28 protein-coding genes and 2 tRNA genes are annotated in these 26,979 nt (G+C 37.4%); 11 read left to right on the forward strand and 19 right to left on the reverse strand.

All coding sequences use genetic code 11. The features are described 5' to 3' along the window. Nucleotides 1-74: 74 nt before the first annotated feature. Nucleotides 75-419 (reverse strand): YggL family protein, encoded by a 345-nt coding sequence (locus FNN08_RS06045; RefSeq protein WP_143583817.1) that lies wholly within the window; start codon nucleotides 417-419, stop codon nucleotides 75-77. A gap of 164 nt (nucleotides 420-583) precedes the next feature. On the opposite strand from FNN08_RS06045, the gene mutY reads away from it, so the two are divergent. The 4 genes from mutY (at nucleotide 584) to FNN08_RS06065 (ending at nucleotide 2,389) form a co-directional block, all read left to right on the forward strand. Then, nucleotides 584-1,627 (forward strand): A/G-specific adenine glycosylase, encoded by a 1,044-nt coding sequence (mutY, locus tag FNN08_RS06050; protein WP_143583818.1) that lies wholly within the window; start codon nucleotides 584-586, stop codon nucleotides 1,625-1,627. Nucleotides 1,628-1,654: 27 nt separating this feature from the next. Then, nucleotides 1,655-1,927 (forward strand): oxidative damage protection protein, encoded by a 273-nt coding sequence (locus FNN08_RS06055; RefSeq protein ID WP_143583819.1) that lies wholly within the window; start codon nucleotides 1,655-1,657, stop codon nucleotides 1,925-1,927. 217 nt (nucleotides 1,928-2,144) lie between these two features. Further along, nucleotides 2,145-2,220, forward strand: a tRNA-Phe gene (locus FNN08_RS06060). Nucleotides 2,221-2,313: 93 nt separating this feature from the next. Then, a tRNA-Thr gene (locus FNN08_RS06065) sits at nucleotides 2,314-2,389 on the forward strand. Nucleotides 2,390-2,603: 214 nt separating this feature from the next. On the opposite strand, the gene FNN08_RS06070 is transcribed toward FNN08_RS06065, so the two are convergent. From FNN08_RS06070 to FNN08_RS06085, 4 genes are all read right to left on the reverse strand, one after another. Continuing rightward, on the reverse strand, nucleotides 2,604-3,101 hold the full coding sequence (locus FNN08_RS06070; protein WP_143583820.1) for a hypothetical protein: 498 nt from the start codon (nucleotides 3,099-3,101) through the stop codon (nucleotides 2,604-2,606). A 593-nt stretch (nucleotides 3,102-3,694) separates the two neighbouring features. After that, nucleotides 3,695-4,000 carry a DUF962 domain-containing protein gene (locus tag FNN08_RS06075; protein ID WP_143583821.1) on the reverse strand — a complete coding sequence of 102 codons (306 nt, stop codon included), beginning with the start codon at nucleotides 3,998-4,000 and terminating at the stop codon, nucleotides 3,695-3,697. A 14-nt stretch (nucleotides 4,001-4,014) separates the two neighbouring features. After that, complete coding sequence (locus FNN08_RS06080) at nucleotides 4,015-4,653, reverse strand: GNAT family N-acetyltransferase (protein ID WP_143583822.1); 639 nt, start codon at nucleotides 4,651-4,653, stop codon at nucleotides 4,015-4,017. A gap of 275 nt (nucleotides 4,654-4,928) precedes the next feature. Next, nucleotides 4,929-5,297: a DUF3192 domain-containing protein gene (locus FNN08_RS06085; RefSeq protein WP_143583823.1), complete on the reverse strand. Its 369-nt coding sequence runs from the start codon at nucleotides 5,295-5,297 to the stop codon at nucleotides 4,929-4,931. Nucleotides 5,298-5,491: 194 nt separating this feature from the next. Here FNN08_RS06085 and FNN08_RS06090 point away from each other — a divergent pair, with 194 nt between their 5' ends. Continuing rightward, a complete protein-coding gene (locus tag FNN08_RS06090; protein WP_143583824.1) occupies nucleotides 5,492-5,791 on the forward strand; it encodes a hypothetical protein in 300 nt (99 codons plus the stop codon). Nucleotide 5,792: 1 nt separating this feature from the next. Here FNN08_RS06090 and syd read toward each other — a convergent pair whose 3' ends face one another. Beyond that, entirely contained in the window at nucleotides 5,793-6,359 is a 567-nt protein-coding gene (gene syd / locus FNN08_RS06095; protein ID WP_143583825.1) for a SecY-interacting protein, read from the reverse strand. Between the two features lie 74 nt (nucleotides 6,360-6,433). Here syd and queF point away from each other — a divergent pair, with 74 nt between their 5' ends. From queF to FNN08_RS06120, 5 genes are all read left to right on the forward strand, one after another. Next, nucleotides 6,434-7,282, forward strand: coding sequence for an NADPH-dependent 7-cyano-7-deazaguanine reductase QueF (gene queF / locus FNN08_RS06100; RefSeq protein WP_143583826.1), 849 nt, complete (start codon nucleotides 6,434-6,436; stop codon nucleotides 7,280-7,282). Nucleotides 7,283-7,526: 244 nt separating this feature from the next. Next, complete coding sequence (ppnN, locus tag FNN08_RS06105; protein WP_143583827.1) at nucleotides 7,527-8,879, forward strand: nucleotide 5'-monophosphate nucleosidase PpnN; 1,353 nt, start codon at nucleotides 7,527-7,529, stop codon at nucleotides 8,877-8,879. 5 nt (nucleotides 8,880-8,884) lie between these two features. Next, nucleotides 8,885-9,703 (forward strand): flap endonuclease Xni, encoded by an 819-nt coding sequence (gene xni, locus FNN08_RS06110; protein WP_143583828.1) that lies wholly within the window; start codon nucleotides 8,885-8,887, stop codon nucleotides 9,701-9,703. Nucleotides 9,704-9,713: 10 nt separating this feature from the next. Then, the gene (locus FNN08_RS06115) at nucleotides 9,714-10,100 is read left to right on the forward strand and encodes a DUF3192 domain-containing protein (protein WP_143583829.1); all 387 of its coding nucleotides are present in this window, start codon (nucleotides 9,714-9,716) and stop codon (nucleotides 10,098-10,100) included. A 207-nt stretch (nucleotides 10,101-10,307) separates the two neighbouring features. Next, complete coding sequence (locus FNN08_RS06120; protein WP_143583830.1) at nucleotides 10,308-11,315, forward strand: isocitrate dehydrogenase; 1,008 nt, start codon at nucleotides 10,308-10,310, stop codon at nucleotides 11,313-11,315. A gap of 46 nt (nucleotides 11,316-11,361) precedes the next feature. Here the strand turns inward: FNN08_RS06120 and rlmM are convergent, their stop codons facing one another. From rlmM to FNN08_RS06140, 4 genes are read right to left on the reverse strand one after another with little or no spacing between them, the layout of a single operon-like run. Beyond that, entirely contained in the window at nucleotides 11,362-12,450 is a 1,089-nt protein-coding gene (gene rlmM / locus FNN08_RS06125) for a 23S rRNA (cytidine(2498)-2'-O)-methyltransferase RlmM (RefSeq protein ID WP_143583831.1), read from the reverse strand. A 12-nt stretch (nucleotides 12,451-12,462) separates the two neighbouring features. Further along, entirely contained in the window at nucleotides 12,463-12,846 is a 384-nt protein-coding gene (locus FNN08_RS06130) for a DUF423 domain-containing protein (RefSeq protein WP_143583832.1), read from the reverse strand. Next, nucleotides 12,833-13,471 (reverse strand): alpha/beta family hydrolase, encoded by a 639-nt coding sequence (locus FNN08_RS06135; RefSeq protein ID WP_143583833.1) that lies wholly within the window; start codon nucleotides 13,469-13,471, stop codon nucleotides 12,833-12,835. Before FNN08_RS06135 ends, FNN08_RS06130 begins: the two co-directional genes overlap by 14 nt. Nucleotides 13,472-13,504: 33 nt before the next feature. After that, the gene (locus FNN08_RS06140; protein WP_143583834.1) at nucleotides 13,505-14,416 is read right to left on the reverse strand and encodes a transcriptional regulator GcvA; all 912 of its coding nucleotides are present in this window, start codon (nucleotides 14,414-14,416) and stop codon (nucleotides 13,505-13,507) included. Between the two features lie 230 nt (nucleotides 14,417-14,646). Here FNN08_RS06140 and FNN08_RS06145 point away from each other — a divergent pair, with 230 nt between their 5' ends. After that, nucleotides 14,647-14,931 carry a hypothetical protein gene (locus FNN08_RS06145; RefSeq protein WP_143583835.1) on the forward strand — a complete coding sequence of 95 codons (285 nt, stop codon included), beginning with the start codon at nucleotides 14,647-14,649 and terminating at the stop codon, nucleotides 14,929-14,931. Between the two features lie 134 nt (nucleotides 14,932-15,065). Here FNN08_RS06145 and kdsA read toward each other — a convergent pair whose 3' ends face one another. The 9 genes from kdsA to rnhB all read right to left on the reverse strand — a co-directional run bounded on the left by kdsA (nucleotide 15,066) and on the right by rnhB (nucleotide 26,940). Then, the gene (kdsA, locus tag FNN08_RS06150; RefSeq protein WP_143583836.1) at nucleotides 15,066-15,908 is read right to left on the reverse strand and encodes a 3-deoxy-8-phosphooctulonate synthase; all 843 of its coding nucleotides are present in this window, start codon (nucleotides 15,906-15,908) and stop codon (nucleotides 15,066-15,068) included. A 12-nt stretch (nucleotides 15,909-15,920) separates the two neighbouring features. Beyond that, the gene (locus tag FNN08_RS06155; RefSeq protein ID WP_143583837.1) at nucleotides 15,921-17,165 is read right to left on the reverse strand and encodes a DUF819 domain-containing protein; all 1,245 of its coding nucleotides are present in this window, start codon (nucleotides 17,163-17,165) and stop codon (nucleotides 15,921-15,923) included. Nucleotides 17,166-17,215: 50 nt separating this feature from the next. Next, the gene (locus FNN08_RS06160) at nucleotides 17,216-18,028 is read right to left on the reverse strand and encodes a tetratricopeptide repeat protein (protein WP_143583838.1); all 813 of its coding nucleotides are present in this window, start codon (nucleotides 18,026-18,028) and stop codon (nucleotides 17,216-17,218) included. 83 nt (nucleotides 18,029-18,111) lie between these two features. Next, nucleotides 18,112-18,474 carry a SirB2 family protein gene (locus tag FNN08_RS06165; protein ID WP_143583839.1) on the reverse strand — a complete coding sequence of 121 codons (363 nt, stop codon included), beginning with the start codon at nucleotides 18,472-18,474 and terminating at the stop codon, nucleotides 18,112-18,114. A 430-nt stretch (nucleotides 18,475-18,904) separates the two neighbouring features. Then, complete coding sequence (gene sstT, locus FNN08_RS06170; RefSeq protein WP_185962571.1) at nucleotides 18,905-20,128, reverse strand: serine/threonine transporter SstT; 1,224 nt, start codon at nucleotides 20,126-20,128, stop codon at nucleotides 18,905-18,907. A 49-nt stretch (nucleotides 20,129-20,177) separates the two neighbouring features. Then, nucleotides 20,178-21,647 (reverse strand): tRNA lysidine(34) synthetase TilS, encoded by a 1,470-nt coding sequence (tilS, locus tag FNN08_RS06175; protein ID WP_143583841.1) that lies wholly within the window; start codon nucleotides 21,645-21,647, stop codon nucleotides 20,178-20,180. Nucleotides 21,648-21,728: 81 nt separating this feature from the next. Next, the gene (accA, locus tag FNN08_RS06180) at nucleotides 21,729-22,685 is read right to left on the reverse strand and encodes an acetyl-CoA carboxylase carboxyl transferase subunit alpha (protein WP_143583842.1); all 957 of its coding nucleotides are present in this window, start codon (nucleotides 22,683-22,685) and stop codon (nucleotides 21,729-21,731) included. 164 nt (nucleotides 22,686-22,849) lie between these two features. Then, complete coding sequence (dnaE, locus tag FNN08_RS06185; RefSeq protein ID WP_143583843.1) at nucleotides 22,850-26,335, reverse strand: DNA polymerase III subunit alpha; 3,486 nt, start codon at nucleotides 26,333-26,335, stop codon at nucleotides 22,850-22,852. Beyond that, complete coding sequence (gene rnhB / locus FNN08_RS06190) at nucleotides 26,335-26,940, reverse strand: ribonuclease HII (RefSeq protein WP_143583844.1); 606 nt, start codon at nucleotides 26,938-26,940, stop codon at nucleotides 26,335-26,337. The genes dnaE and rnhB overlap by 1 nt, the downstream gene beginning before the upstream one ends. Nucleotides 26,941-26,979: the final 39 nt, after the last annotated feature.

Here is a 26,979-nt window from a genome sequence, read left to right on the forward strand (position 1 = left end):
TGTTGTTATAATTGCTAATTAATAGAGGAAAAAAAAGGACTTATAAAAGTCCTTTGATTCAATGCGTAATAAACCTAAGCCCACCACACATCATAAAGGTCAGAAACAGCAACTGATTGTGCACCGTTATCGGTTAACCATTTTTCGACTGTTTTACGGTTTTCTTCAGTACACTTGCCTAGTTTTTGCGTACATACTAAGCCGTGCCAAATTAAGTCACCTTCACCACCAAAACCTAAACCTTGTGGTTCAATTGCTTCGGCAAAAAACTTATCTAGAAAAGCATCAATCTGATCATTTGTAGTACCTTCTTCAAATTTCCACGCTAAGTCAAAACCTAACTCTTGAAATTCATCTACGCGCATTTTTTTACGAATACGACGACTACGGTTTTTAGCTGTTCTAAGTTGTTCAGTCATGTTGACCCTTTGTATTTAATTACTAATTGCGCGAAGAATAGTGCTAAATACGCAAAAAGCCAAGTTTTATTGATTTTAAATGCATGATAGTTGGCGTAGATCAAAGACTCGAAAAACGCTACACTCGCGCAATAGCAAATAATAAAACAATAAAGAAGTAGTAAATGAAATTTAGTGATGCAGTCCTTACTTGGTTTAATAAACAAGGTAGAAAGCACTTCCCTTGGCAGCAAGATAAAACCCCTTATCGAGTTTGGATTTCTGAGATCATGTTACAGCAAACCCAAGTAACAACGGTTATTCCATTTTATTTACGTTTTATGGAAAGTTTTCCTACCGTCATTGATTTAGCTAATGCCGATGAAGATTTAGTGCTGCATCACTGGACCGGACTTGGTTATTACGCAAGAGCACACAACTTACAAAAAGCAGCAAAGATTATACGCGATCAATACAACGGCGAGTTTCCAACAAATATTGACGAGGTGATCGCCCTACCCGGAATTGGGCGTTCAACTGCAGGAGCTATTTTATCCCTGTCCTTAAACCAGCATCACCCTATACTCGATGGCAATGTAAAACGAGTACTAGCAAGATGCTTTATGACACCTGGGTATCCAGGACAAGCAAGCTTTGATAAAGCCTTATGGCAACATTCTGAGCAATTAACACCGATGTTTGGCGTAGCTAACTTTAACCAAGCGATGATGGATTTAGGCGCCACTGTTTGTACAAGAACAAAACCTAAATGCGTGGACTGCCCTTTAGCTGATTTGTGTGCCGCTCATAAAAACCAAGTACAAACCGACTTCCCTGGTAAAAAGCCTAAAAAAGTTAAGCCAATTAAACAAACCATCATGGTCATGTTTACCAATAAAGACTCGGTATTTATGTATAAGCGCCCTGCTTCAGGGATTTGGGGTGGTTTATGGAGCTTTTATGAAATAAGCTCGATAGATGAACTCAACCAGCTTGCCGAAAAGCTAGGTTTTGTAATTAACAATAAGCAGAAACTTGCAGGCTTTAGACATACTTTTAGTCACTTTCATTTAGATATTACGCCATTACAGGTTGAAATTAGCCAATCAAACACAATTATTAATGATAATGAACAACAGCTTTGGTACCATCTTGAGCACGGTGCTAATATTGGTTTAGCCGCTTCAAGTAAAACCTTACTTACCCTTTTGGCAAAGCAAGCTGTTTAGCAACACTATATAACGAGAGATTTAATTATGAGCCGCAAAGTAATGTGCCAACACTTTAAAAAAGAAGATGATGGTTTAGATTTTCAATTTTACCCAGGTGAAATAGGTAAACGTATTTTTGATAACATAGGCAAAGAAGCTTGGGGAATTTGGCAAAAGAAACAAACCATGCTTATTAACGAACATAAATTGTCAATGATGAACGCCGAAGACAGAAAGTTTTTAGAAAAAAACATGGTTGCGTTTTTATTTGAAGGTAAAGAGCCAAAAATTGAAGGTTATACACCACAAACTAAATAACCTGGATTAAAGTCTTTTTCATTTGGTAAAACAGAAAATGTTAAGAAAAAGCTAATGGCGGCTTTTATTTTGAACAACAATCAAGCAAGTTGAACTAAAAACAAGCAAACGATAAAAAAAATCAAAATAAATGAAAAAAGAGGTTGACGGCGCAAGCGAAAAACAGTTTAATAGCGCCCGTCTTCAAGGCAAAGCTGAAAAGCCTAGCAAGTGAAGCGCCCCGATAGCTCAGTTGGTAGAGCAGCGGATTGAAAATCCGCGTGTCCCTGGTTCAAATCCGGGTCGGGGCACCATTAATTTTAGAGACAATGATTAAGTAATTACTTGTTGTTTCGGTGCCAAGATATGATAGCCACAAGGTTTGATTATCGCACACAGTTTTGTGTGCCGACTTAGCTCAGTTGGTAGAGCAACTGACTTGTAATCAGTAGGTCGCCAGTTCGACTCCGGCAGTCGGCACCATTCATATCAAAGCCCTAACATTTGTTAGGGCTTTTTTATTTGTTTAAAATTAAATAGATGAACTGCCCTACTGATTGAATCAGTAGCAGTATAAGAGCAGCAGTTCAACTCCGGCAGTCGGCACCATTCATATTAAAGCCTCGATAGAAATATCGAGGCTTTTTTATTTGTCATAAATTAAATAGATGAACTGCCCTACTGATTGAATCAGTAGCTAAGAGTATTCGTGAATACCAACACGCTCAATATTTGGATGATCTGACATTACACTACCAAGTTGTATATCTTGCGACTCACTCATTTCAACGAGTAATACATGCCGGCCAATTTCTATTTGCTCTTTAATACTGCTTTGATCAAATTCATTCGTTTCTAATTCAAGTAAGCTTTTACTTATAAAACTGAAAAATGCTAAGAAGCAAAGAAATGCTAATATGGATAAAATAATTAGATCATCAAAGTTAACTTGTAGAAAATAACCAGTAATGAATATCGACACTGTTGCGATAAGTGACAGGATAACAATAATTTCATCTTTAAATAATGTATGTATGAAACTATGGTTGAAGGGAGTTATAGAGTCTAAATAGCGCTTGCCTTTGGAGCGGTTGATCAAGTGAATCTGAGGTTTAGCAAAGCCCACACTCTGTAATTCGACAGAGATAGTCTTAAGCTCGTCAATATTATCACCAATGTAAAAATACCTTTTCATCAAAATCCCTCTAACCCCACTTCCCATAGTGGATAATAAATTATGGTCAATGATCTAAGTTTATTCAAATTTTGAAGATAAATTTAAAACAAAAAAAACGCATACCTAAGTATGCGTTTGTAAATTATGCTAAGCATCCTACTTTAATAAGCGAACAATACATCCCGTATCCTACACTTTAGCTTAATAAATCCTTTTAATAGTTTCTTAAGTTTAATCCGTAAAACTTAACTATTGAAACTAGCTAATATTTCTTTAAACAATAGGGTATATAACATTTTAGCGAGCTTTAAAAAAACTGTGCTTCCGTGCTTGTTCATCCTGAACTACATGTCTCCTTGACGAATTTAATAATAGCAAAGCAAGAAAACATTTTAACACTTGATTTACATACAAACAGACAATCGTAAGTTGCAACAAAACCTTATAATGACCTTTAACAAGCACTGCATATAGCTTGTAGAGATTTCATCGATTTTATTGCTGACAAAATATAAGAAATAACCCTAGCCGTTGTAAGACATGTCTCACAATTAAAATGAGAAATAATACCAGTCTCATTAATTATGTAATTAATGAGACGGGTATAATACCTAGACTTTAGTTTTTCTTTTAAATAAAAACTGATAAAGCATCACCCAATCCCCAAGAAAGCTATACCAAGGATAAGTGAAAGTAGCCGGTTTATTTTTCTCATAAAAGAAATGGCCAACCCATGCAAAGCCGTAACCAATCACAGGCATGAATAGCAACAAGGTATAATGGGAGGTGGCAATACTATAAAAAAGCAAAAGTAACACTAGTAGACTGCCAACGTAGTGCAATCGTCTACAAGTGTCATTTTGGTGCTGTGATAAATAAAAAGGATAGAACTCTTTAAATGTTCGATATTTTTTCATATCAGAAAGACTAGTTAAGTTTCTCGATAATGTACCATTAAAGGCCCTGTTACATTGCCAACGGTTACTTCTTTAACCATAGTGTAATCGCACTCATCGAAGAATTGCTTGTATTTGTCAGTAGTAACATAAATAGCGACCCCTTCACTACTTGTATCTTCTTCAAGAACCGTATTAACCGCCGCCACTAAATAGTGTCCAAACCCGTGATGCTGGTGTAGAGGGTGGATTGCAATAAAAGACAGCATATGAAATCGTTCCATAGGAACAGAGCTCATGATCAATTCTTCTTTTTGGATCATTTGTTTCGTACTGACATATCCTGCGCTAAGGAGCATTTTAAGGCGCCAATGCCAAAAACGTTCAGAGCCAAAGCCAGAATCAGGACCATGTAAACAAGCGACACCAACTAAGGCCTCACCATGGTATAAGCCTAGTATTGGTTGCTTAGCTTGCCAAAAAGCAGCTAGCTCTTCACGAATAGAAGCTCGTAATCTTTGTTCGTAATCACCGCTGCCCGAGCCAAAAATATCCACGAATACAGGATCGTCATGATAAGCTTGGTATAATAATGAAGCTGCTAATTTAAGCTCTGGTGCTGTTAAGTAAGCCGCTCTTATCTCTGTTTCTGTTGCAAGTTTGACATCGTTCATAAATCGCCCTTTCCATAAGAATTTATACGCTCTTAATTTTTGTTTTTTAATTGAGCGAATTTCCACCATATCAATTTATTTTATTGTGAGTCAAATTTGTTCAATTTTTATGAAACTACAATTTTGTAAAAATTAAGGATATAAATAAAAAATTTCGTCAAAGATTATATAAAGAGGTGAAAACAGGAGGAAGGTAAGGAATAACTAGAATTAAAGTGGTACAGAGCTATACCCAAAAACTAGAAGAGCGACATCAGTCGCTCTTCTTTAGGCTATTAAAGCTGTTGGTAAGCTGAATCGCCCCAACTAACTAACTTCTTTGCTTTAAATACAAGCGGTGTACATTCATCTTTCGTTGTCATGCTATCGGCATGTTTACGATTCGTACGGTAATAAAGTACTTGAATAGTTTCACCGTTTTTCTCATAGACTTCATTAAAATCTGCAACACCTAAATAATCTTGAACTTCTAAGTAACCCATATCTAACTCTAAACGAGAGATTTTTTTACGGTTTTCGTACTCTCGATCTTCATGGTCAGCCATTATGTGACCATTACCGTCAGTGTCAGCAACGATAATACAACCAGTTAAACCTAAAGATAATGGTGCGATAAGTAATAAAGTAGCTAATGTTTTTTTCATGTTTCTCTCTCTTTTTTATTTTGAGTAATTAAAATTTAACTAATTAACTTACAAGCAATTAACAAACCAACTTTACAAGTGATTGATATTATTACATTTAAAAATTAAAGGTTAGATTAAAAAGTGATTTGATTGGTAAAATCCGCTACTATTTGATTAATTTAACAAAAACAAAACAAACAAGGTCTTAAGTTTTGAACGCTAACCAAGAAATTCACCGCATAGCCTGCCAGCTAGCTGCAGAAAATAAAACGCCAAGCGTGGCTTTAATTAAAGCTAAATTGTCTAATAACACCCCTTTAGCGGCTATTATTAAAGGTTTGCAATATTGGCAAAATAACCCGGAGCCTCAAAAAATAGATACGCCTAAGGAAAAACCAGTAGTAGAAGATAAAAGTGGTTTTGTAACAGTTGCCCAAATGGAATTGGCAATAAAAAATGCTATCTCACCTTTACAGGCAGAAATAGCATCATTAAAACAGCAACTAAAATAAATTAGTCAGAATAATTGATACTAAGTGTGCCAATAAATTCTTGTAAGCTAGCCGCTATAAGTGTTTTTGGCTCACAACCAACGGGTTCAACCCACACTTCACCTGAGTCATTCTTAATAACTAAGTTAATATCATCTTCGTCGGTTACAGCAAAAAACAAGGTAGGCTCTTGTTTTAATCTTTGTTTCATTAATAAGTGACCAATAATATTTTGCTGTAAACGCTCAAAGTCATCTTTATTCCAAGTAAACAATAATTCTAATTCACCATGCTCGCATTTAGCAGGAATAACATCGCTGTAGAAACTCGTGAAGAATGTCTTGATGTCATTATGAATCGTGTAACCGATTGCCTTTTCAACATTTTCAAAGCCTAGCTCATCATCAACTGCGACAGGCTGCCATGCAATAATACCTTCAGCGTTAATTTGCCCTTGTTCGCAAGGGGAAATCCATTCACTATCTTGTTCAACTTCAGGAAGGGCGCCTTTAGTTGCTTGCACCGTATCGATGAATTGTTGTAATAATTGCTCAATACTATTACTAAGACTTTGCTGTGATGTGTTCATCAGGTAAAATACACCTATTAATTAAATTTGCTTATCTTTATTATACTCATAAGCACCTGAAAAAATAACTTAAAATGACTAAATATCAAAACGCTGATGAATTAAAATCGTTAACTCTTGGCAAGAGTACAGAATACGCAAGTAAGTATTCTCCGCAACTGTTACAAGGTGTACCTAGAGCTTTAAACCGCGATGATTTAAATCTTAAGGCAGATGCCCTGCCATTTTTTGGCGAAGATGTATGGTATGGCTATGAGTTATCTTGGTTAGAGCCAAACGGTAAACCCGTTGTCGCAGTTGCTGAGTTTAGATTTTGTTGTAGCAGTGTAAATTTAATTGAGTCGAAATCATTTAAGCTTTATTTAAATAGTTTTAATCAAAGTCACTTTTCTAATATGGATGAAGTGTCTGCCATTTTATCTAAAGATCTTGAACAAGTATCAGGTAAGCCAGTTCAGGTTACTTTATATAAAGTTGATCAGTGCCCTGCTCTTGCTATTGCACCTATTACTGCACAATGTATAGACGATATAGATTTAACTATCGATAGCTATCAGTTTGATCGCTCGATATTAGAAAACAGCACCAGTAACGATGAAATTGTCACACAATATCTAGTTAGCCATTTATTAAAATCAAATTGCTTAATTACTAACCAGCCTGACTGGGGAAGTGTATATATTAACTATACTGGGCCTAAGATTAACCAAGAAAAGCTTTTAAGGTATTTAATTTCTTTTCGCCAGCACAATGAATTTCATGAACAATGTGTTGAAAGAATATACACCGACTTACTTGAGTTTTGTCATTGTAGCTCCCTATCCGTTTTTGCTCGTTATACTCGTCGAGGTGGCTTAGACATTAACCCATTTAGATCGTCACAAGCTGAATCAGCACCGCAAAGCCGAACTCTACGCCAATAAAATTAATAGAAAATCACCCTAAACTATTTGTATCTAGGGTGATTTCTCAGTATTTAAAAATAAATACTCATTTTCTTACAATCAAATCTACAGTTCTTGCTACGAATGAACTAAACTTGTTATTAATAAGTTAAATCGCATTTTTGTATAAAAATCACCCAGTTATACTGGTTTTATGCATATAAATACTTTCAGCGATAAAAGATAAAAATATTCAGTGAAGCGTTAGAAGCAAGGGTAAGCAATGCAAGTAGAACTAAATCCTGTCGGTAATATGTGCCTATTGTCACCACTGGAAGTGGATCTACTGCAACACTCAGCCAATAGTGAACTGTATCAGCTATACCGCAATTGCTCACTTGCAGTTCTTAATGTCGGTAGTAACACCGATGATGCCGAGGCAATTTATCAGCAATATAAAGATTTTGATATACAAGTGCTCAAGCGCGAGCGCGGAGTTAAATTAAGACTTATTAATCCACCAAGTCATGCTTTTGTCGATGGTAAAATAATTAAAGGTATTCAAGAGCAACTCTCAGCTGTACTCAGAGACATCCTGTTTATCAGTAATCGCTACTTAAGTATTCCACCACCAAGACCAAGCAATATAATTACTCATATAGTGTTTGATATTATTCGTAATGCCAACGTAATAAAACTCGACAGAGAGCCTAACTTGGTAACCTGTTGGGGTGGACACTCAATTGGCCATGAAGAATACAAATATACCAAAGAAGTTGGTTATCAACTGGGTTTACGAGGCATGAATATATGCACAGGTTGCGGCCCTGGCGCCATGAAGGGACCAATGAAAGGTGCTACTTTTGGTCATGCTAAACAACGTAATTATGATGGCCGTTATATTGGCTTAACCGAACCTAGTATCATTGCCGCAGAGCCACCAAATACAATTGTAAATGAACTTGTCATTATGCCCGATATTGAAAAACGTTTAGAAGCGTTTGTGCGCATGAGTCATAGCTTGATCATTTTCCCAGGGGGTGCAGGTACAGCAGAAGAGTTGCTGTTTGTTTTAGGCATCCTTTTACATCCAGAGAATAAATTACAAAAGTTACCTATTGTGCTTACCGGACCAAAAGAAACTGCTGACTACTTCAATAATCTAGATAACTTTATTGGCGCCACTTTAGGCAAAGAAGCACAGCAACTTTATACTATAATCATTGATGATGAAACCGAAGTAGCTCACTACTTGAGTAACCAAATAAACTCGGTGATCAATTACCGCAAAGCCGTAGGTGATGCCTATCATTATAATTGGACGCTAGAAATAGAAGAACATTTTCAGCGCCCTTTTGAGCCAAGTCATGCTAATATGGCTGCAATAAGCTTAAGTAGAGAGTTACCAGTTAATGAACTGGCTGCCAATTTACGAAAAGTATTTTCTGGTATAGTTGCCGGTAACGTAAAGCCAGAGTGGGTTAAGAGTATTCGTTTAAATGGACCTTATAAAATATCAGGAGATGAAGAAATTATGACACTCATGGATAAGCTGTTATCATCATTTGTTAGCCAGCAAAGAATGAAATTGCCGGGCAGTAAATACACGCCTTGTTATGAAATAGTTTCTGAATAATACTAATGCAAGCCCATTTAATACTTATCGACGCAATGAACTTGATCCGCCGTATATATGCGGTACAAGAGCGCCCTTTCCTGTTGCTTGATGAATTATCAGAAAAAACCAAACAGCAAATAATCCACAACACCAAAGTTGCAGCTACAAGTGCAATTGCAAAAATGCTTAAAGAGCTAAACCCTACTCATGCTTTAGCTGTTTTCGATTCAAAATTACCCTGCTGGCGCTACCAACTATACCCTGATTATAAAAAAGGCAGAAAACAAATGCCTGAACATTTAGCCAATAGCCTCGCGGATATACAAGACAGTTTTTTAGAGATAGGCATTGATTCATTAGAGTCAGAGCAAGATGAAGCGGATGACTTAATTGCGACACTGGCAATTAAAGTTGCCTTGCATGGCCAGCAAACAACCATAGTGTCCACTGATAAAGGGTTTCTCTCGCTTTTAAGTCCACATGTACAAGTATATGATTATTTTAAAAAGAGCTATTTAGATGAGGCCTACGTGCAGAAAAAGTTTGATGTAAAATCATCTCAACTTACTGACTTTTGGACATTAACTGGCGATACTACTAATAAAATACCTGGGGTAACAGGTATAGGGCCAGTTACAGCATCAGAATTATTAAAACAATATGGCTCTTTAACGGCTATTTTAGCGGCAACTGATTTGAAAAAAACAATTGCAAATAAATTTAAAGATATGGAATTACAAATTCAATTAAGCCAACAACTGCTTACCTTGAAAAAAGATATTCCACTTGGTTTTAACCTTAAAGATATTCGCATTCATGTCGAATCTGAACACATAAATTAATAGGTCAAAAATGAACAAAAAAGTTACCTTTCGAATTTTAATTGCAGTGGTATTGTACGGCATATTTGCTGCTGGTATTTGGCAGTACTATAAAGACACACCACAAGATGTAAAAAATATGGATTGGGATGAGCGTGAAGGCTACAACCGCCAATACATAGCTAAATTAAAACTTGATAAAGTTAATATAGATTTAGTATTTAAAGATTTAGGCAACCCAGATATAACTGAGGCAAAAAAATCTGCTGACGCTAACTACCAAGTATTATTTTATCGTACACAACATAGAAGCTCTGACGGCATCACCACTCAAGATGAGTGTACTGCGCTTTTATTTGAAAACGATATATTAATTGGTATCGGTGAAAGTGCTTACAACGATTATAAAAGCAAATAACTCATTATTTTATAATTAAGCTAAAGCATTGCTCATAAAAGTATAATAAAAGCATAAAACTTTAGTCTAAAATGCAGCTAAAATTACTGAAAAAGCTAAAACCAGAGCTATTCACACTAGCTTTTGTATAAGTAAAAATGGTATAAATCCGCCCATAGTGTTGGCGGATTTTTTATTTTTACAACTAATGGACTTGATGGTAACTTCATGACTAAACAAACAATCACAGTGATACCCGGGGATGGGATCGGCCCAAGCATTATCGATGCTTGTATAAAAGTATTAGACAAAGCAGGTTGTAATTTTAATTATGATTTTGCCGATGCAGGCTTAACCGCTTACGACAAGTATGGTGAGTTAGTTCCTGAGGAAACTATTCAGTTAATTGAGAAAAATAAAGTGGCACTAAAAGGCCCGCTTACAACCCCTGTTGGCGATGGCTTTACTTCTATCAACGTAACCTTACGCAAGAAATTTCAATTATATGCCAACCTACGCCCTGTAATGTCTTTTAAAGGCACCCGTGCACGTTATGAAAATATTGATATATTAACGGTTCGCGAAAATACCGAAGGCATGTACTCAGGTTTAGGTCAAACCTTATCAGAAGACGGTGAATACGCTGAAGCAAGAAGTTTAATTACTCGTGAAGGTGCCGAGCGTATTGTTGAGTTTGCTTATCAAACAGCCCGTAAAGAAGGTCGTAAGAAAGTCACCGCTGTGCATAAGGCAAACATCCTAAAATCGACTTCTGGTTTATTTTTAAAGGTAGCTCGAGAAGTAGCCGAGCGCTATCCAGATATTGAATCAAACGAGATGATCGTTGATAACTGTTGTATGCAATTAGTTATGAACCCTGAGCAATTTGACGTTATCGTAACCACCAATTTATTTGGCGATATACTATCCGATTTATGTGCGGGCCTGGTTGGTGGCTTAGGTATGGCGCCAGGTGCAAATATAGGTGAAGATTGCGCTATTTTTGAAGCCGTACATGGCAGTGCACCTGATATTGCAGGTAAAAACTTAGCCAACCCAACATCGGTAATTTTAGCTGCGATTCAAATGCTTGAATATTTAGAAATGAATGACAAAGCGGAAAAAATTCGTAATGCGATAAAAGATGTTATTGAATCAGGTGACAGAACAACTCGTGACTTAGGGGGTAACTTCGGTACAACCGACTTTACCGATGCATTATTAGAGCGATTATAAATTAAACTATTAATAAAAAAGGACCTTTCGGTCCTTTGTTATTTTATTAAGAGCGGTTTAACCGGCGTAGGTGTACGGTAACTTCTTCACGGTCATAATATAAATGTTTGGCATACATTTCGTACCAAACTTCATTTTTACCAAGAATATCTTTGATCGTTTGTAAATCTTTCATCACTTGCTGATAACGACCTTTAACCGGTAGCTTTAAATTAAACATAGCTTCTTGGCAGTCACCATCAACAATCCATTGAGCCATTAAGTTAGCTACTCGTGTTGGGCGCTCAATCATGTCACATACTAACCAGTAGTTGTTCTTTTTAAATGGGCGGTATTTAAAACCATCTTCTTCATAATGCTTAACTTGACCAGTATCCATCAAAGATTGTGCCATAGGGCCATTATCAATAGATTTAACCATCATACCACGGCGTACTAATTGATATGTCCAACCGCCTGGCGCTGCACCTAAGTCCACAGCATTTAAACCAGAGCATAAACGTTCACTCCATTCTTCTTTTGGAATAAAGTGAATAAACGCTTCATCAAGCTTCAAGGTTGAACGACTCGGCGACGCACTTGGAAATTTTAAACGAGGGATGCCCATAACATATGGTGAAGTATTATGAGCAAACGAATAGCCTAATAGCGCTTGCTGGCCCGATAAAAATAAAATATGTAAGATTGCACCACGGTCACTACCTTCACCTTTTTGTTGCGGCGCTAATGTACCTGATTTACGTAAACTTTGACGCAGTGGTACAGATAATTTACGGGCAAATTTTGACAGCTCTTTACCTTCATTAGTATCGAGTAATTCAACTCGCATATCGTTATAATGAAATTCTTCACCTAAGGCTTCTGCTATTGCCTCTACTCGATTATATTCAGGTAACTCAACAGGTTCATCTGTTACAGTGGCAAACCATTGACGAGCAAAAATAAGACGTTTTAATGGTAACTTACTCATTAGCTTTTCAGCTTGGCTAGCATCGTTTAAATGAAAATAAACTAAGCCTTCATTTTTAGTTAATTTTAAATAACCAAAAACTTCACTATACGCGGCCTTTTCTTGAATTTCAGCACCACATTCTTTTTCAAAACCTGGGCGACAATAAAGTACTATTGTTGTCATAAATCTTTTTACCTACTCTTTTAGCTGCACAAAAGCGAGAATTAACCAGCCCAGTACGAATGCCATGCCGCCAATAGGTGTTAACTTTGATAACGCACCTACAGCCACAAAAACTTTTAATATTAATACGCCACTAAAGGCGATGATGCCGAACAGAAATAAATAACCACAGTTAACTAATACTGCCCTTTGACTCTGGTTATATGCAATTACGACAATAAAAATAGCAAGCACATGAATGAATGCAAATAACAATGCGGTTTCAATGTTATTTTGGCTTACTAATGGTAGCTCTTTACCGGCATGACTTAACCAAGCGGACAATAATACAGCAATTGCAGCAAATATACCTGCAAAAGCTTGTAAAATTCTGATCCTAGTATTAATTGTTATCATTATCAGCCTTTATTGCGCCTTGCACAAACTCTGCTATCGCGTTTACCGCGCTATTTTTATGTTGCTGATGAGTAAAGCCAGATTTAACTCTTGGCTTTAAATCATGGTCGCCATCTTCTAAGAAGTGCACATTGAGATTAGCTGCTAAATCATAGCTAGCAATATCTTCTTTAGAGCCAAGTGCATCTCGCGTACCCTGCACTATTAATATCGGTTTGGTAGTTGCTTGTAATGGCTCAAGTCTTAACTTTTCAGGCTGTTTTTGTGGATGAAATGGGTAACCAATACAAAATACACCTAATACTTTATCTTCGTTTGCTAATGTAGCGGCCACGCGACTGCCCATAGACTTACCGCCAATAAATAAAGGCAAAGCCCCTGTATATTGGTTTATATGGTTTAAATACGTCTCTAGTAATATCGGCATGCGATTTGGCGGTCTGCGCTTACCATCAAGTTTACGTTGCTGCATATAAGGAAAGTTAAAACGTATTACGTTTATTTTTTTATCGACTAAAGCGAGAGTCATTTGCTCAATATAATCGCTATCCATATCCGCTCCAGCGCCATGAGCGAATATTAAGGTGGCTATAGCATCTGTAGCTAAGTTTACTTTACTGTCCATGGATTACTCTTTGTTAAGGTTAATGATAATGTTCTACTGAGCATCTAAAATATCATCACCTTCATTTTTAACGGTTTCTAATACCCAGTTTCTAAAAGGTGCAATACGCGCCATATCTAATTGATTATCACGACAAACTAGATAAAAACCATCTTGGTTTACCAGCACTTTATTAAAAGGAGCGATTAATCGGCCTGCATCGATCTCTGGTTTAGCTAATATATTATTAACTAAGGCAACACCTTGGCCATGTACTGCAGCTTGCAGCACGATTGCGCTATGGCTAAAAAGAGGCCCTTGATCGACTTTACTGCTTTTGATACCAACAAGTTTAAACCACCTTTTCCAATCATTACGTGAGGTGTCATGTAGTAACGTATGTTGCTGTAAACTTGCTATATCGGTAACTGCATTTTCTGAGCTGAGTAATATTGGCGAGCATACAGGTTGTAGATATTCGGCAATCACTTTATCAGCGATAATTCCTGGCCAATGACCATGGCCATAGTAAAAAGCAATATCAACATCGTCAGCTAAGGTGCCATCATTTCGATCATCGGCTTTAATGCGAACTTCTATATCGGGATTAAGTTTATTAAACTCATTTAACCTAGGCACCAACCATTGGATCGCTAAACTCGGTTGTATACATACTGTAATGGTGCCTTTGGCTCTTTTAGCCAATAACCTTTGCGTTGATTCTTGCAATGAATTAAAGATATCTTTGATATCTAAATAATAAGACTGACCTTCTTCGGTTAATAGTAAGGTGCGGTTTTTACGCATAAACAGCTTTAAGCCTAAGTGATTTTCTAAAAGCTTAATTTGATGAGAAACGGCTGCCTGGGTAACAAATAATTCATCAGCGGCTTTGGTAAAACTCAGTAATCTGGCAGAGACTTCAAAGGCTTTAAGTGAGTTTAATGGGGGTAACCGTTTAGACACTATTGATGATCTTTTAACTAAAATATTTTTATATGCCCAACATTATAAAGCATGCCTTTACATTAAGCTAACACTACTATTTTTTAACATTCCAAAAGCCAACCTAAGAATCTGTTTTTATTAGTAAAAAACAGCAATTACAAAACTTTACACTCGAGAACAATCCGTTACTTGTTAATCTAATGTTGCACTGGTTTAATAGCACCATATTAATTACGAGGTACACACTTATGACAACTATTAAAAAAACATTATCAAGCGCAGTTTTAGCATTAGCAACAGCTTCTTTATTTTCATTTGGTGCTGTAGCTGAAGAATCGGCAGTAACTGTAGCACAAGCTCAACAAATTCGTGTTGCAGCAGTTTCTTTTGAAAACGAATTAGCTGTAATGATGGATTCAATGGATGAGCAAAACGAAATTGAAATTGCAGCCTTAACTCAAGATAGCATTGAGCAAATGGATGTAGAAGCTGATATGAGCGTTGAAAGCAGCGAAACTATGGTTGCTGAGTAATTTAATAATTACCAAATAAAATTCATAAAAAAAGCTGCAATGTTGCAGCTTTTTTTTCGTCTTTTAATTTATGCTAAGTTCATTAATTAAATGCTCATTGGGCAAGTAATTAATGGCAATGGTATAAGTAAAAGCTAATCAGTTACTAGTGGCGTAAACGATTTAACTAAATCATCAACCGCTTTCATTTGGGTTAAGTAGCCTTCTAAAGCATGTAAAGGTAATGCACAAGGACCATCACACTTGGCTTCATCAGGGTTTGGATGCGCTTCAATAAATAATCCTGCAATGCCAAGAGCCATACCACTTCGAGCTAACTGCGCAGCTTGGGCGCGGCGTCCATCGGCTGAGTCACTGCGACCACCTGGTTTTTGTAATGCATGAGTTGCATCAAAAATAACCGGAGCCATTTTGGTCATTTCATCCATCGCTAACATATCTACAACTAAGTTATTGTAGCCATAACAACTACCACGTTCACATAAGATAATTTTATCGTTACCCGCTTCACCAAACTTAGTAATGATGTGACGCATTTCATGTGCAGCTAAAAATTGTGGTTTCTTAACATTAATTACAGCGCCAGTTTTAGCCATGGCTACAACTAAATCAGTTTGACGAGCTAAAAATGCCGGTAACTGGATAACATCAACAACATCGGCAACGGGTTGAGCTTGATATGTTTCATGAACATCGGTAATGATTGGCACGTTAAAGGTTGATTTAATCTCTTCAAATATCTTTAAACCAGCATCCATTCCAGGGCCTCTATACGAGTTGACTGATGAACGATTGGCTTTATCAAAAGATGCTTTAAATACATATGGAATACCGAGTTTTTGCGTTACTTCAACATAATGCTCAGTAATTCGCATTGCTAAGTCTCGAGATTCTAATACATTCATTCCACCAAACAGTACAAATGGTTGATCATTTGCGACCGTTAAGTTTGCAACATTAACACTTTGTAAATTCATAATAATCCTTGTTTAAGCAACAACTTGTAAAATTTGACCACAGAACCATGCCATCACAGTTCCCACGGTATAACCTAATACAGCTAATAAAACACCAACTGGCGCTAATGAAGGATGAAAAGCTGAGGCAACAATTGGTGCAGATGCTGCGCCGCCAACATTAGCTTGTGAACCAACCGCCATATAAAATAAAGGAGCTTTGATAAGTTTAGCAACAAATAACATTAAGCCTGCATGGAAAAGCATCCAGATCATACCAATGACAAAATAAATTGGTGCATCAAAAATCATGGTTATATCCATCTTCATGCCGATAGATACAATTAAAATATATAACATTGCCGAGCCAACTCTAGATGCGCCCACACCTTCGAGTTTGCGCAGAGGCGTAAACGATAAAGCAATACCAACTGAAGTTGAAAATATTATCATCCAGAAAAATTTACTGTGAAAACTTAATCTGTCTAGATTAGGGAAGTTTTCCACCATATATGGGGTAATATTATCAGCAAATATATGAGCAAAACCGGTTACTCCTAAACCTACAGCTAAGATGATCATTAAATCATTCAATACCGGAATACGAGCATGCTCAGTTTGAAATGTTTCAACTTTTTCTTTTAAGCGAGTGATGGCTGATGTGTCAGCCCCCGATTTAGCGTCTATTTGTTTAGCATTAGACGCCATAATTAATAATACCGCCATCCAAAGGTTAGCTACAATAACGTCGACGGTGATCATAGCTGAGAATATTTTATCACCAGCTCCATAGATCTCTTTCATCGCCGCTTGGTTAGCACCGCCGCCAATCCAACTACCGGCAACCGTTGTTAATCCTCGCCATACAGCTTCTGGCCCTTCAACGCCTAATAGATCAGGTCTAAAGCTCGACACGATTAACAAGGCAAGAGGCCCACCAATGACGATACCTGCAGTACCAGTAAAAAACAGAATGATGGCTTTCGGGCCCAAACCTGAAATAGATTTTAAATCAACGCTTAAGGTTAATAAAACTAAACAAGTTGGTAGTAAATATCTGGAGGCGACAAAGTATAAGTTTGATTCTTCGCCATTGATGATGCCAAAGGTATTTAGCAATGAAGGTAAAAAATAGCAAAGCAATACCGCCGGAACAATGGAGTAAAACTTTTGCCAATTTGCGTTGCTACTATTGGCAGTATAAAAGACTAAACCAAGTAAAATTGCTAATAAACCAAGGACGGAAGCGTCATTGGTGATTAGTGCTTGATGTTGCATACGTTCTCCACTGAATTATATTTTTATCAGTATTAAAATATCTTAGTTTGTTAATGAAGCTTAGTTTCTATATGGCTGATCATATCTAACTGCTGCTGTAATAATTTTGCAGCCGGATCTTTTGGACAACGTTCAACAAAATATCGAAAATCATCAAAAGCTACTTTATAACAATCAAGCTGTTGTAGCAAAAATCCACGATCTCGACGGTGATAAGGGTCGTCAGGATTTAAAGCTAAAATAAAATCAACGCACTTTAGCGCTAAGTTAAACTGCTTTTCTCTGATCAATGATGTTTTTAAAGAAACAAAGTACTGTACTATAAGTTTCTTGTCATCAATTGCAGCAAGATTTTGCTCTTCTTCACTGCCTTCTAAATTATTAATACGTTGATCAAGTTCTAACCAGTTTATCGGGCAACCTGTTTGTACATCAAAGATTATAGCGTAATCATCATCACAAATAATGCGTAGCATAACTTCGTCAGGCACATAAACGGCGTTTATCTCAAAGCCACAGCAACGAACAATATGAATAATAAGTAAGGTTTTAAGTGCTGGTGCAAAACAGCGAAAATTTAATGCATGTTCTAAACAATGGCTATTAACAGGCCAAGTATTTCTAGTGATATCAATAAAAAGATTATCAATAAATAATAGCTCGATTAATCTTTCTGCGCGCTCAAGTGCATCATCTATGCCCTCTATTTCTAGCTGACAAAAACTAATTAGCTCGTTAACTGCTGATAAGTCTATTGGGGTTTTATTTTCTTCTTGAGAAAATAATTCCTGCTCTATTAGACTGATCATTTGCAAAAGGTCAATACGTTCAGAGTTTATCTCTGACAATAATAATTCGTTCATCTAACGTTAAAATTCTCTTTCTCTAGTAAACATTACTAGGACTACAACTAGATTTTAATTTGTTATTTAACAATAGGTTATTGTTAAAATAAATATGTTTGTTTATTTACGGCGATAGTAACGATCAAAGTAATACATACCATAGCAAAGATAAAACCTACTAATTGGCTTATCCTATTGGGTGCTAGCTTTAAGGTGTAATAACCCGCAGCAATATAAGCAAGTACCATAAACAGCTTTTCATTTATCCAGTCTACATACCAAGGATATAACGACAGTTTAATCACCATAATAATACCTAAAGTAAATAGCACAGTATCGATAACATGAGGAGTGATTTTGAGCCATTTACGCTTACGTAATTCATCATCTTTTAGCAATAAAATAAAACGAAAGATAAATAAAATAACAGAGCATGCGGCAACGAGCATATGCGCGTGTTTCATTAACAATGCTGACCTAACCGACCATAAAAACAGCTGCGCATTCTAACATAGATAATGCTATTAAGTAAGTTAAGCGTCTATTGATAAACACCTGCTATTAGAGTCGTTATTTAACGACGACAAGATCTTTAAATCAGATAGGATCTACTTACAAGATCTTAATATCTGTGCAAAAAAAATACGATAGTTGGCCACAGCTTTAAATTGGTTATAAATTAAGCGCAGGGGTTAAGATCAAGCTATATCATGGATGCGATCACTTGCTCCAAGTTAACACACAAACTTATCCACAGGTTGAGTGAATAACTTATTTGAATGTGAATAATTAAGCTAGATCAAACGATCTTATCAACTAAAAACGCCATTAATAAAAATTAATGGCGTTTCTATGTGAATAACTTAACTTGTTTTTAATAACAAGACAGAGTTATTAACTATCCGATTGCAGCGATTTTTCAATATGGTGAGACGCCGCTGCAGAAAACACTACATCCGTAGAGCTATTTAATGCCGTTTCAGCTGAATCTTGAATAACACCAATAATAAAGCCAATAGCAACTACTTGCATGGCGATATCATTATTGATACCAAATAAGCCACAAGCGAGTGGAATTAACAATAATGAGCCACCAGCAACACCTGAAGCGCCACAGGCTGACACAGAAGCAATAACGCTTAATAATATCGCCGAGCCAATGTCTATATTGATATTTAACGTATGGGCGGCTGCTAAAGTAAGAACTGTGATGGTAATCGCTGCGCCGGCCATATTAATAGTAGCGCCTAATGGAATAGATACTGAATAAGTATCTTCATGCAAATCTAACTTTTTACACAATGCCATATTTACCGGAATATTGGCAGCTGAACTGCGGGTAAAGAATGCCGTTATACCTGACTCGCGTAAACAAGTGAATACTAGCGGGTATGGGTTAGTGCGCGTTACTAGATAAACGATAATAGGGTTAATTATCAAGGCAATAATAAGCATTGATGCCACCAGTACTAATACCAATTGGCTGTATTCAGCTAAAGCAGTAAATCCGGTAGTCGCAATAGTATTAGCAACTAAACCAAAGATACCAATTGGTGCTAGTTTAATTACAAAACGTACTAACGCAGAAATTGAGTCTGCAATGTCATGAACCGTTGTTTTAGTTGTTTCGTTTGCATGTTTTAACGCAAAACCTAAACCTAAGCCCCAAGCTAAAATACCAATAAAGTTACCTGTAGCAAGAGCATTGATCGGGTTATCAACAATTTTAAATATTAATGTGGTCAGAACTTGCTGTAAGCCTTGTGGAGGAGTCGCAGTTGCACCAGCTAAATCTAATGTTAACGACGTAGGAAACATAAAACTCATCATAACAGCAACAAGCGCGGCACTTAATGTACCGATAAGATACAAACCTACTATCGGCTTTAACTTAGCATCACTATTTAGCTTTTGGTTAGCAATGGAAGACACCACTAAAACAAATACTAATATAGGTGCTACCGCTTTTAAACCACGAACAAATAGATCGCCTAAAATTGAAACTGATTTAGCCATATCAGGTGCAATAACAGCAATGATACAACCTAAAAAAATACCTATTACAATTTGACTTACTAAGCCTAATGATTTTACTTTTGTCAATAATGAGTTACTCATTATTATTCCTCTTATTGTGTTGCTAATAATAATTATTATGTTGTTGTGGTTAAACGTTTAGCCAAGTAATTTTTAGATAAAGCGTTTGCTCTTGCTCAATTAACTGCTTATTGGCAAGCTTGTTGTCTTTAGATTCACTACTGGTGAATTCTTTACAGATAAACTCTCTACAAGTAAACAAGGGTAACACAGCAGCAAGTTCATTATCGATAAAGATAAATGGCAGGCGGTTACGTAGCCATGTTGCCACCCCATGCTCTTGTAAAAGCTTTTTTAACGGTCTGCGTTTATCACGATAAGTTGGCCAACACTTAGGGTTATCGTGCTTAAATCCAATACTTAGCTGCTCACTACTTCTAGGTATCGCGATGATAGTACTGAACTTATCCGTATCTGATGTACCCAAATCTGTATTATTTATAACTCGTTGCAGCGTTAACTGACCTAAGCCATCTGGTAGTTCAATCACCTCATTAACTAGCGGGGCTAACGATAATGTTAATTGCCACTGACTAATATCTGCGTAATTGGGCGTAAAATATAGCGCGTCAGCAAATCGGCGCAGTGAATACTGGTGTAAACTAATGTGCGGATTTTTATCATCTGCGGCCTCAAAGCAAGCATTATAAACTTGTGCAACTTGTTGCTTTGATGGCATCAAACCACCATTTACCCGAATAAAATGACGCAGTAGATTATTAAACCTGTCTGTAGATAAGCTAGCCATTTTTGCAATAGATAAACTATCAGAGCTGAGCTGACAGTTTTGTAAATCAACTATGGCGAGCTGTTCAAGTAAATGTTGGGCTTGTTCACAATGCTGTGCACTGCGTGCTATGGTCTGATTGATCGCCGGCCACCGCTGCTTTAGTAATGGCAGTATTTGCGCTCGAATAAAATTGCGATCAAAGCGAACATCACTATTTGAGTCGTCTTCAACCCACTGTAAATCATGTTCTCTAGCGTATTGTTCAATATCTTCACGGTTAATATTGAGCAAAGGTCGGGCTAATTGTATATTTTTCTCTGGCTCACTATTAGCTAAAGGACGAATAGTCTGCATCGCAGATAAGCCCTGCACACCTGCACCACGCTTTAATGCGAGTAAGAAAGTTTCCACCTGATCGTCTAAATGATGGCCAGTAAAAATTACGCTATCATTGCTACAAGCTTGATTTAAGGCTTTATACCTAGCATCACGAGCTAAGGCTTCGAGGCTTTGCTGGCTTTGCTTGTTGATATCAACAGTAATGCTGGTATAAGAAATGCTTAACTGCTTAGCTTGTTGTTGGCAAAAGCTAGCCCATTTAGAGGCATTAACGCTTAATCCATGGTTGATATGAACCGCATTAATCTTATTAGTTAACAATTCGGCTTTTCTTAACTGCGCTACAGCGTGTAATAAAACTTGCGAATCTACCCCGCCACTATAAGCAAGGGTTAAGTTTTTATTGCCTAGATGTTGCTGGCAAAAGTTTAATATTTGCTGACAAATAGGATGCAAAACGTCTTCAGTCATTAATTAACCAATAATCAATACAAATGATAAATACAAAAAAGGAGAGTAACCTCTCCTTTTATTTTAAACGATACTTTAAGCTTAGCAGTAACCGTAAGTCATTAAACGCTGGTAACGCTCTTCAATAAGATCAGCGCTTTCTTTGCCTTCAAGTTTAGCTAAGTCAGCTTTAATTGACTGCTTTAACGTATTAGCCATCAAATCGAAATCGCGATGCGCACCGCCTAATGGTTCATCGATAATGTTATCGATTAATCCTAGCTCTTTAATTCGAGGTGCTGTAACACCCATAGCTTCAGCTGCAGTTGATGCTTTTTCGGCTGTTTTCCATAAGATTGACGCACAACCTTCTGGAGATATAACTGAATAAGTTGAATATTCAAGCATATTAACTTTATCACCAACACCGATAGCTAATGCACCACCAGAGCCACCTTCACCAATTACTGTACAAACGATAGGTACAGTCAGGCGAGACATAACTTTTAAGTTACGCGCGATAGCTTCAGATTGACCACGCTCTTCGGCGCCAATACCTGGATAAGCACCAGGAGTATCGATAAAAGTAATGATAGGCATTTTAAAACGCTCTGCCATTTCCATTAAACGCAATGCTTTACGATACCCTTCAGGGCGTGGCATAGCAAAGTTACGACGAACTTTTTCAGTAGTACCGCGGCCTTTTTGATGACCTATAACCATAACAGGCACGCCATCTAAACGGGCTGTACCAGCAATAATAGCTTCATCATTAGCATAGGCACGATCACCTGCTAACTCATCAAAATCTGTAAAAATTCTATCAATATAGTCTTGCGTGTATGGACGTCCTGGGTGACGAGCTACACGACATACTTGCCAAGGTTCAAGATCAGCAAAAACTTTCTTCGTTAGTTCTTCACTTTTTTGGTTTAACTGGGCGATCTCTGCTTCAAGATCAAGATCTAAGTCTTGTCCTTGGTTTACCAATTGAAGTTCTTCTATTTTTGCTTGTAATTCTGCAATTGGTTGCTCAAAATCTAAAAAATTGAGTGACATATAAAATTTACCTAATTAATTGTACTACTACATAAAACTAATATTATGTTTTAACAGTATAAACATTGTTTACAACACTGCTCAAAAAAGCAATGTTACTATATATAATGGCTAGCTTAAAGTTTTGCTAACTAATTTTATCTAAAGGTTAAAGCAACTTAACCTTATGCGCTAAAATTTAACGCTACGCTATCTTCACCAAGTAACAGCTTTAATTCATGTATTAAAGTATCTGACGGTGTAACTCGCCACTGTGTGCCTAGTTCGAGACTCGCTTTGGCTTCATCTCGCTGATAATGAAGTTTTACCGGACAACTACCTTCTTTATATTCAGACAATACTTGCGTAAAGCCTGCAACAAAGTTTTGGTTTACTTGTTTACTATCTACCTGAATATCGATAGATTTAATAAAACTTTCCCGAGCTTGTGATACTGTCATGATATCTCGGGCGGTCATTGTAATACCTCCAGAGTAATCATCAAAGCTGACCTGTCCTTTACAGACTAAAATAGCGTCTTTTTGCAGTATTTCTTCGAATCGATCGTAGTCATCAGGGAACAATCGCACATCTATACGAGCACTTTTATCATCAAGTGTAACCAAGGCCCAGCGGCGATTGCGCTTATTTACTAAAACTCTAACGCCTAGTACTAAGCCAACAGCGGTTGATATTTGATCTTTATTACCAGGTTGTAAGTTAACTAATCGATTGCCGCCGTATTGTTTAATTTCTTTTAAATAACGATCAATTGGGTGACCTGTTAAATATAAACCTAAGGTTTCACGCTCACCTTCAAGCCACACTTCTTCTTGCCATGGCGGTACGTCTTTAAACGACTGTCGCTCTTCTTCTTCGTCTATATTAATAAGACCAAATAAGTCATCTTGCCCTAGTGCTTGAGCTTTAGCGTGTTGGTCAGCAGCTTTAATCGCTTCAGGCAGTGTCGCAAAAAGTGCTGCTCGGTGCGGACCTAAATTATCCATAGCACCAGATTTAATTAATTTTTCTAAAATACGTTTATTGATTTTCTTTAAATCAACACGCGCACAAAAATCAAAAAAGTCTTTAAATGGACCGCCACTCTCACGAGCTGCAATGATGGCATCAATTGGCCCTTCACCAACCCCTTTAACCGCGCCAATACCGTAAACAATTTGATTGTCATCATTTACCGCAAACTTATATAAACCGGCATTAACATCAGGAGGTAATAAATCGATTCCCATGTTGGCACATTCATCTACTAAGGTAACAATCTTTTCAGTGTTATCCATATCAGCAGACATAACCGCAGCCATAAATGGCGCAGGGAAATGAGTTTTCATCCACAAAGTTTGATAAGAAACTAAAGCATACGCAGCCGAGTGTGATTTGTTAAAACCGTAACCCGCGAATTTTTCAACCAAGTCAAAAATTTTCATCGCGAGTTCGCCATCAACACCGCGGTTTATTGCGCCCTGTTCAAAACCGGCTCGTTGTTTGGCCATTTCTTCAGGCTTTTTCTTACCCATAGCGCGACGTAACATATCGGCGCCACCGAGTGAGTAACCCGCTAAAACCTGAGCAATTTGCATTACTTGCTCTTGGTATAAAATGATACCGTAGGTAGGGTCTAGGATAGGTTTTAAATCAATATGTTGCCAGCGTTCATCGGGATAGCTTATTGCCTCACGGCCAAGCTTACGGTCGATAAAGTTATCTACCATGCCTGATTGCAATGGACCTGGGCGGAATAAAGCAACTAAGGCGATCATATCTTCAAAACAATCGGGCTTAAGCTTTTTAACCAGTGATTTCATACCGCTAGATTCTAGCTGGAATACTGCTGTTGTTTCAGCGCGCAGTAGTAAATCAAAACTTGGTTGATCGTCTAGTGGAATTGCGGTGATATCAATCGGCTCTTTACCGGCTTTAAGCAGCTTTTCATCGGCAATTTCAATGGCCCACTGTAAAATGGTAAGTGTTCTTAAACCTAAGAAATCGAATTTAACTAAGCCAGCTTCCTCAACATCATTTTTATCAAATTGAGTTACCGGGTTAAGGCCTTCATCATCACAATATAAAGGCGCAAAATCAGTTATTGTGGTTGGCGATATAACAACACCACCAGCATGTTTACCCGCATTACGTGTTGTCCCTTCAAGGATACGACACATATCAATAAGGTCTTTAACGTCATTATCTTGCTGGTAAGCTTCGTGCAGTTTAGGTTCAACTTCAAAAGCTTTTGCTAATGTCATGCCCGGATCGCCAGGAATAAGTTTAGATATACGATCAACAAAGCCATAAGGATGACCAAGTACGCGCCCTACATCACGTATTACCGCTTTTGCGGCCATAGTACCAAAGGTGATGATTTGTGATACCGCATCACGCCCATAGAGCTCAGCAACATGGTCAATTACCTCATCACGTCTATCCATACAGAAATCGACATCGAAATCAGGCATGGAAACACGTTCTGGGTTTAAGAATCGCTCAAAGAGTAAATCAAATTCTAGAGGATCAAGGTCGGTGATTTTAAGCGCGTAGGCAACTAATGAGCCGGCACCTGAACCACGTCCTGGTCCAACGGGAATATTATTATCCTTAGACCACTGGATAAATTCCATCACGATCAAGAAATAACCGGGAAAGCCCATGTTATTAATTACGTTTAATTCTACCTCTAAACGATCATCGTATTCTTTACGGATCTCGGCAAAATCATCGGCATCTTTATCAAATAAAAACTCAAGGCGCTCTTGTAAGCCTTCCTCAGAAACTTTAACTAAATAGTCTTTAATGTCTAAATCGCCGGTAGGAAAATCAGGTAGGAAATACTCCCCTAACCTTACCGTAACATTACAACGTTTCGCTATTTCAACGCTGTTCGCTAATGCTTCGGGGATATCGGCGAATAATTCGCACATTTCTTCTTCGCTGCGCAAATACTGTTGATTAGAGTATTTTTTAGGACGACGTTTGTCATCTAATGTAAAGCCATCATGAATTGCTACACGGATCTCATGCGCTTCAAAGCCTTCAGGTTTAATAAACATGACTTCGTTGGTAGCAACTACAGGTAAGTTTTTACTGGCGGCTAATTCAACGGCCATGTGTAAATAATCTTCTTCTTGCGCTCGGCCAGTACGAATAAGTTCAAGGAAGTATCGGCCTTGGAAATGTTCCTGGTAAAAACTTACCATAGCTTCAACTAGAGCCGCATTACCTTTAAGTAAAGCTTTACCAATATCACCTTCGCGGGCACCAGATAATAAAATAATACCTTTACTGTGTTCGATCAGCCATAATTTATCGATAACTGGTTTATCGTCAATAGAACCACGCAAATACGCTTTAGAGATTAATTCGGTTAAATTTTTATAGCCATCATTATCACTGGCAAGCACAACAATTCTTGATAACTCATCGCCAAGTTCGTCACTTTTAACCCAAAAATCAGAGCCGATAATAGGCTTAACGCCTGCACCATGAGCGGCGCCATAAAATTTAACTAAGCCACAAAGGTTGGTTTGATCGGTTAAGGCAATGGCAGGAAGTTTCATCTCACTACATTTTGCTACGATAGGTTTTACTTTGTTTAAACCGTCGCACATCGAGAAGTCACTGTGCACACGTAAATGTACAAATTTAGGATCTGTCATTAACCTTGCTCTCTTTCTGCAATTATCTTAGCAACAGGTTTAAAGCTTTTACGATAACAATCTAACACACCTAATTCGGCAATTTTTTCAAAATGAAATTTAGTTGGGTAGCCTTTATGTTTCGCAAAACCATATTCTGGATAAAGCTTATCTAGAGCTAACATTTCATCATCACGAGCGACTTTAGCTATGATTGAAGCAGCACTAATTTCGGCAACCTTTAAGTCGCCTTTAACAACTGACTCGCACGGTAAGCCAAAATCAGGGCAGCGATTACCATCAACCAAAACATAATCAGGAGTTACATTTAAACATGCAACAGCTCGCTGCATAGCCACCATAGTCGCTTGTAGAATATTGATTTGGTCAATTTCTTCAGGTTCGCTTCGACCTAAACTCCAAGCCAATGCTTTTTCTTTAATTTCAGCAGACAGAGCTTGACGCTTTTTATCTGATAGTTTTTTGGAGTCAGTTAAACCTGAGATGGGATTGTTTGGGTCTAATATAACCGCGGCAGTGACAACGGCACCAACAAGTGGTCCTCGACCAACTTCATCAACACCAGCAATAAATTGCGCATTGGGACGAATAAAATCATCACTCATTAGGTTGTTACTCCACAAACAGTACTACACGTAAATTAT

This window comes from Thalassomonas sp. M1454 (assembly GCF_007097525.1).
Lineage (GTDB): Bacteria > Pseudomonadota > Gammaproteobacteria > Enterobacterales > Alteromonadaceae > Thalassotalea_A.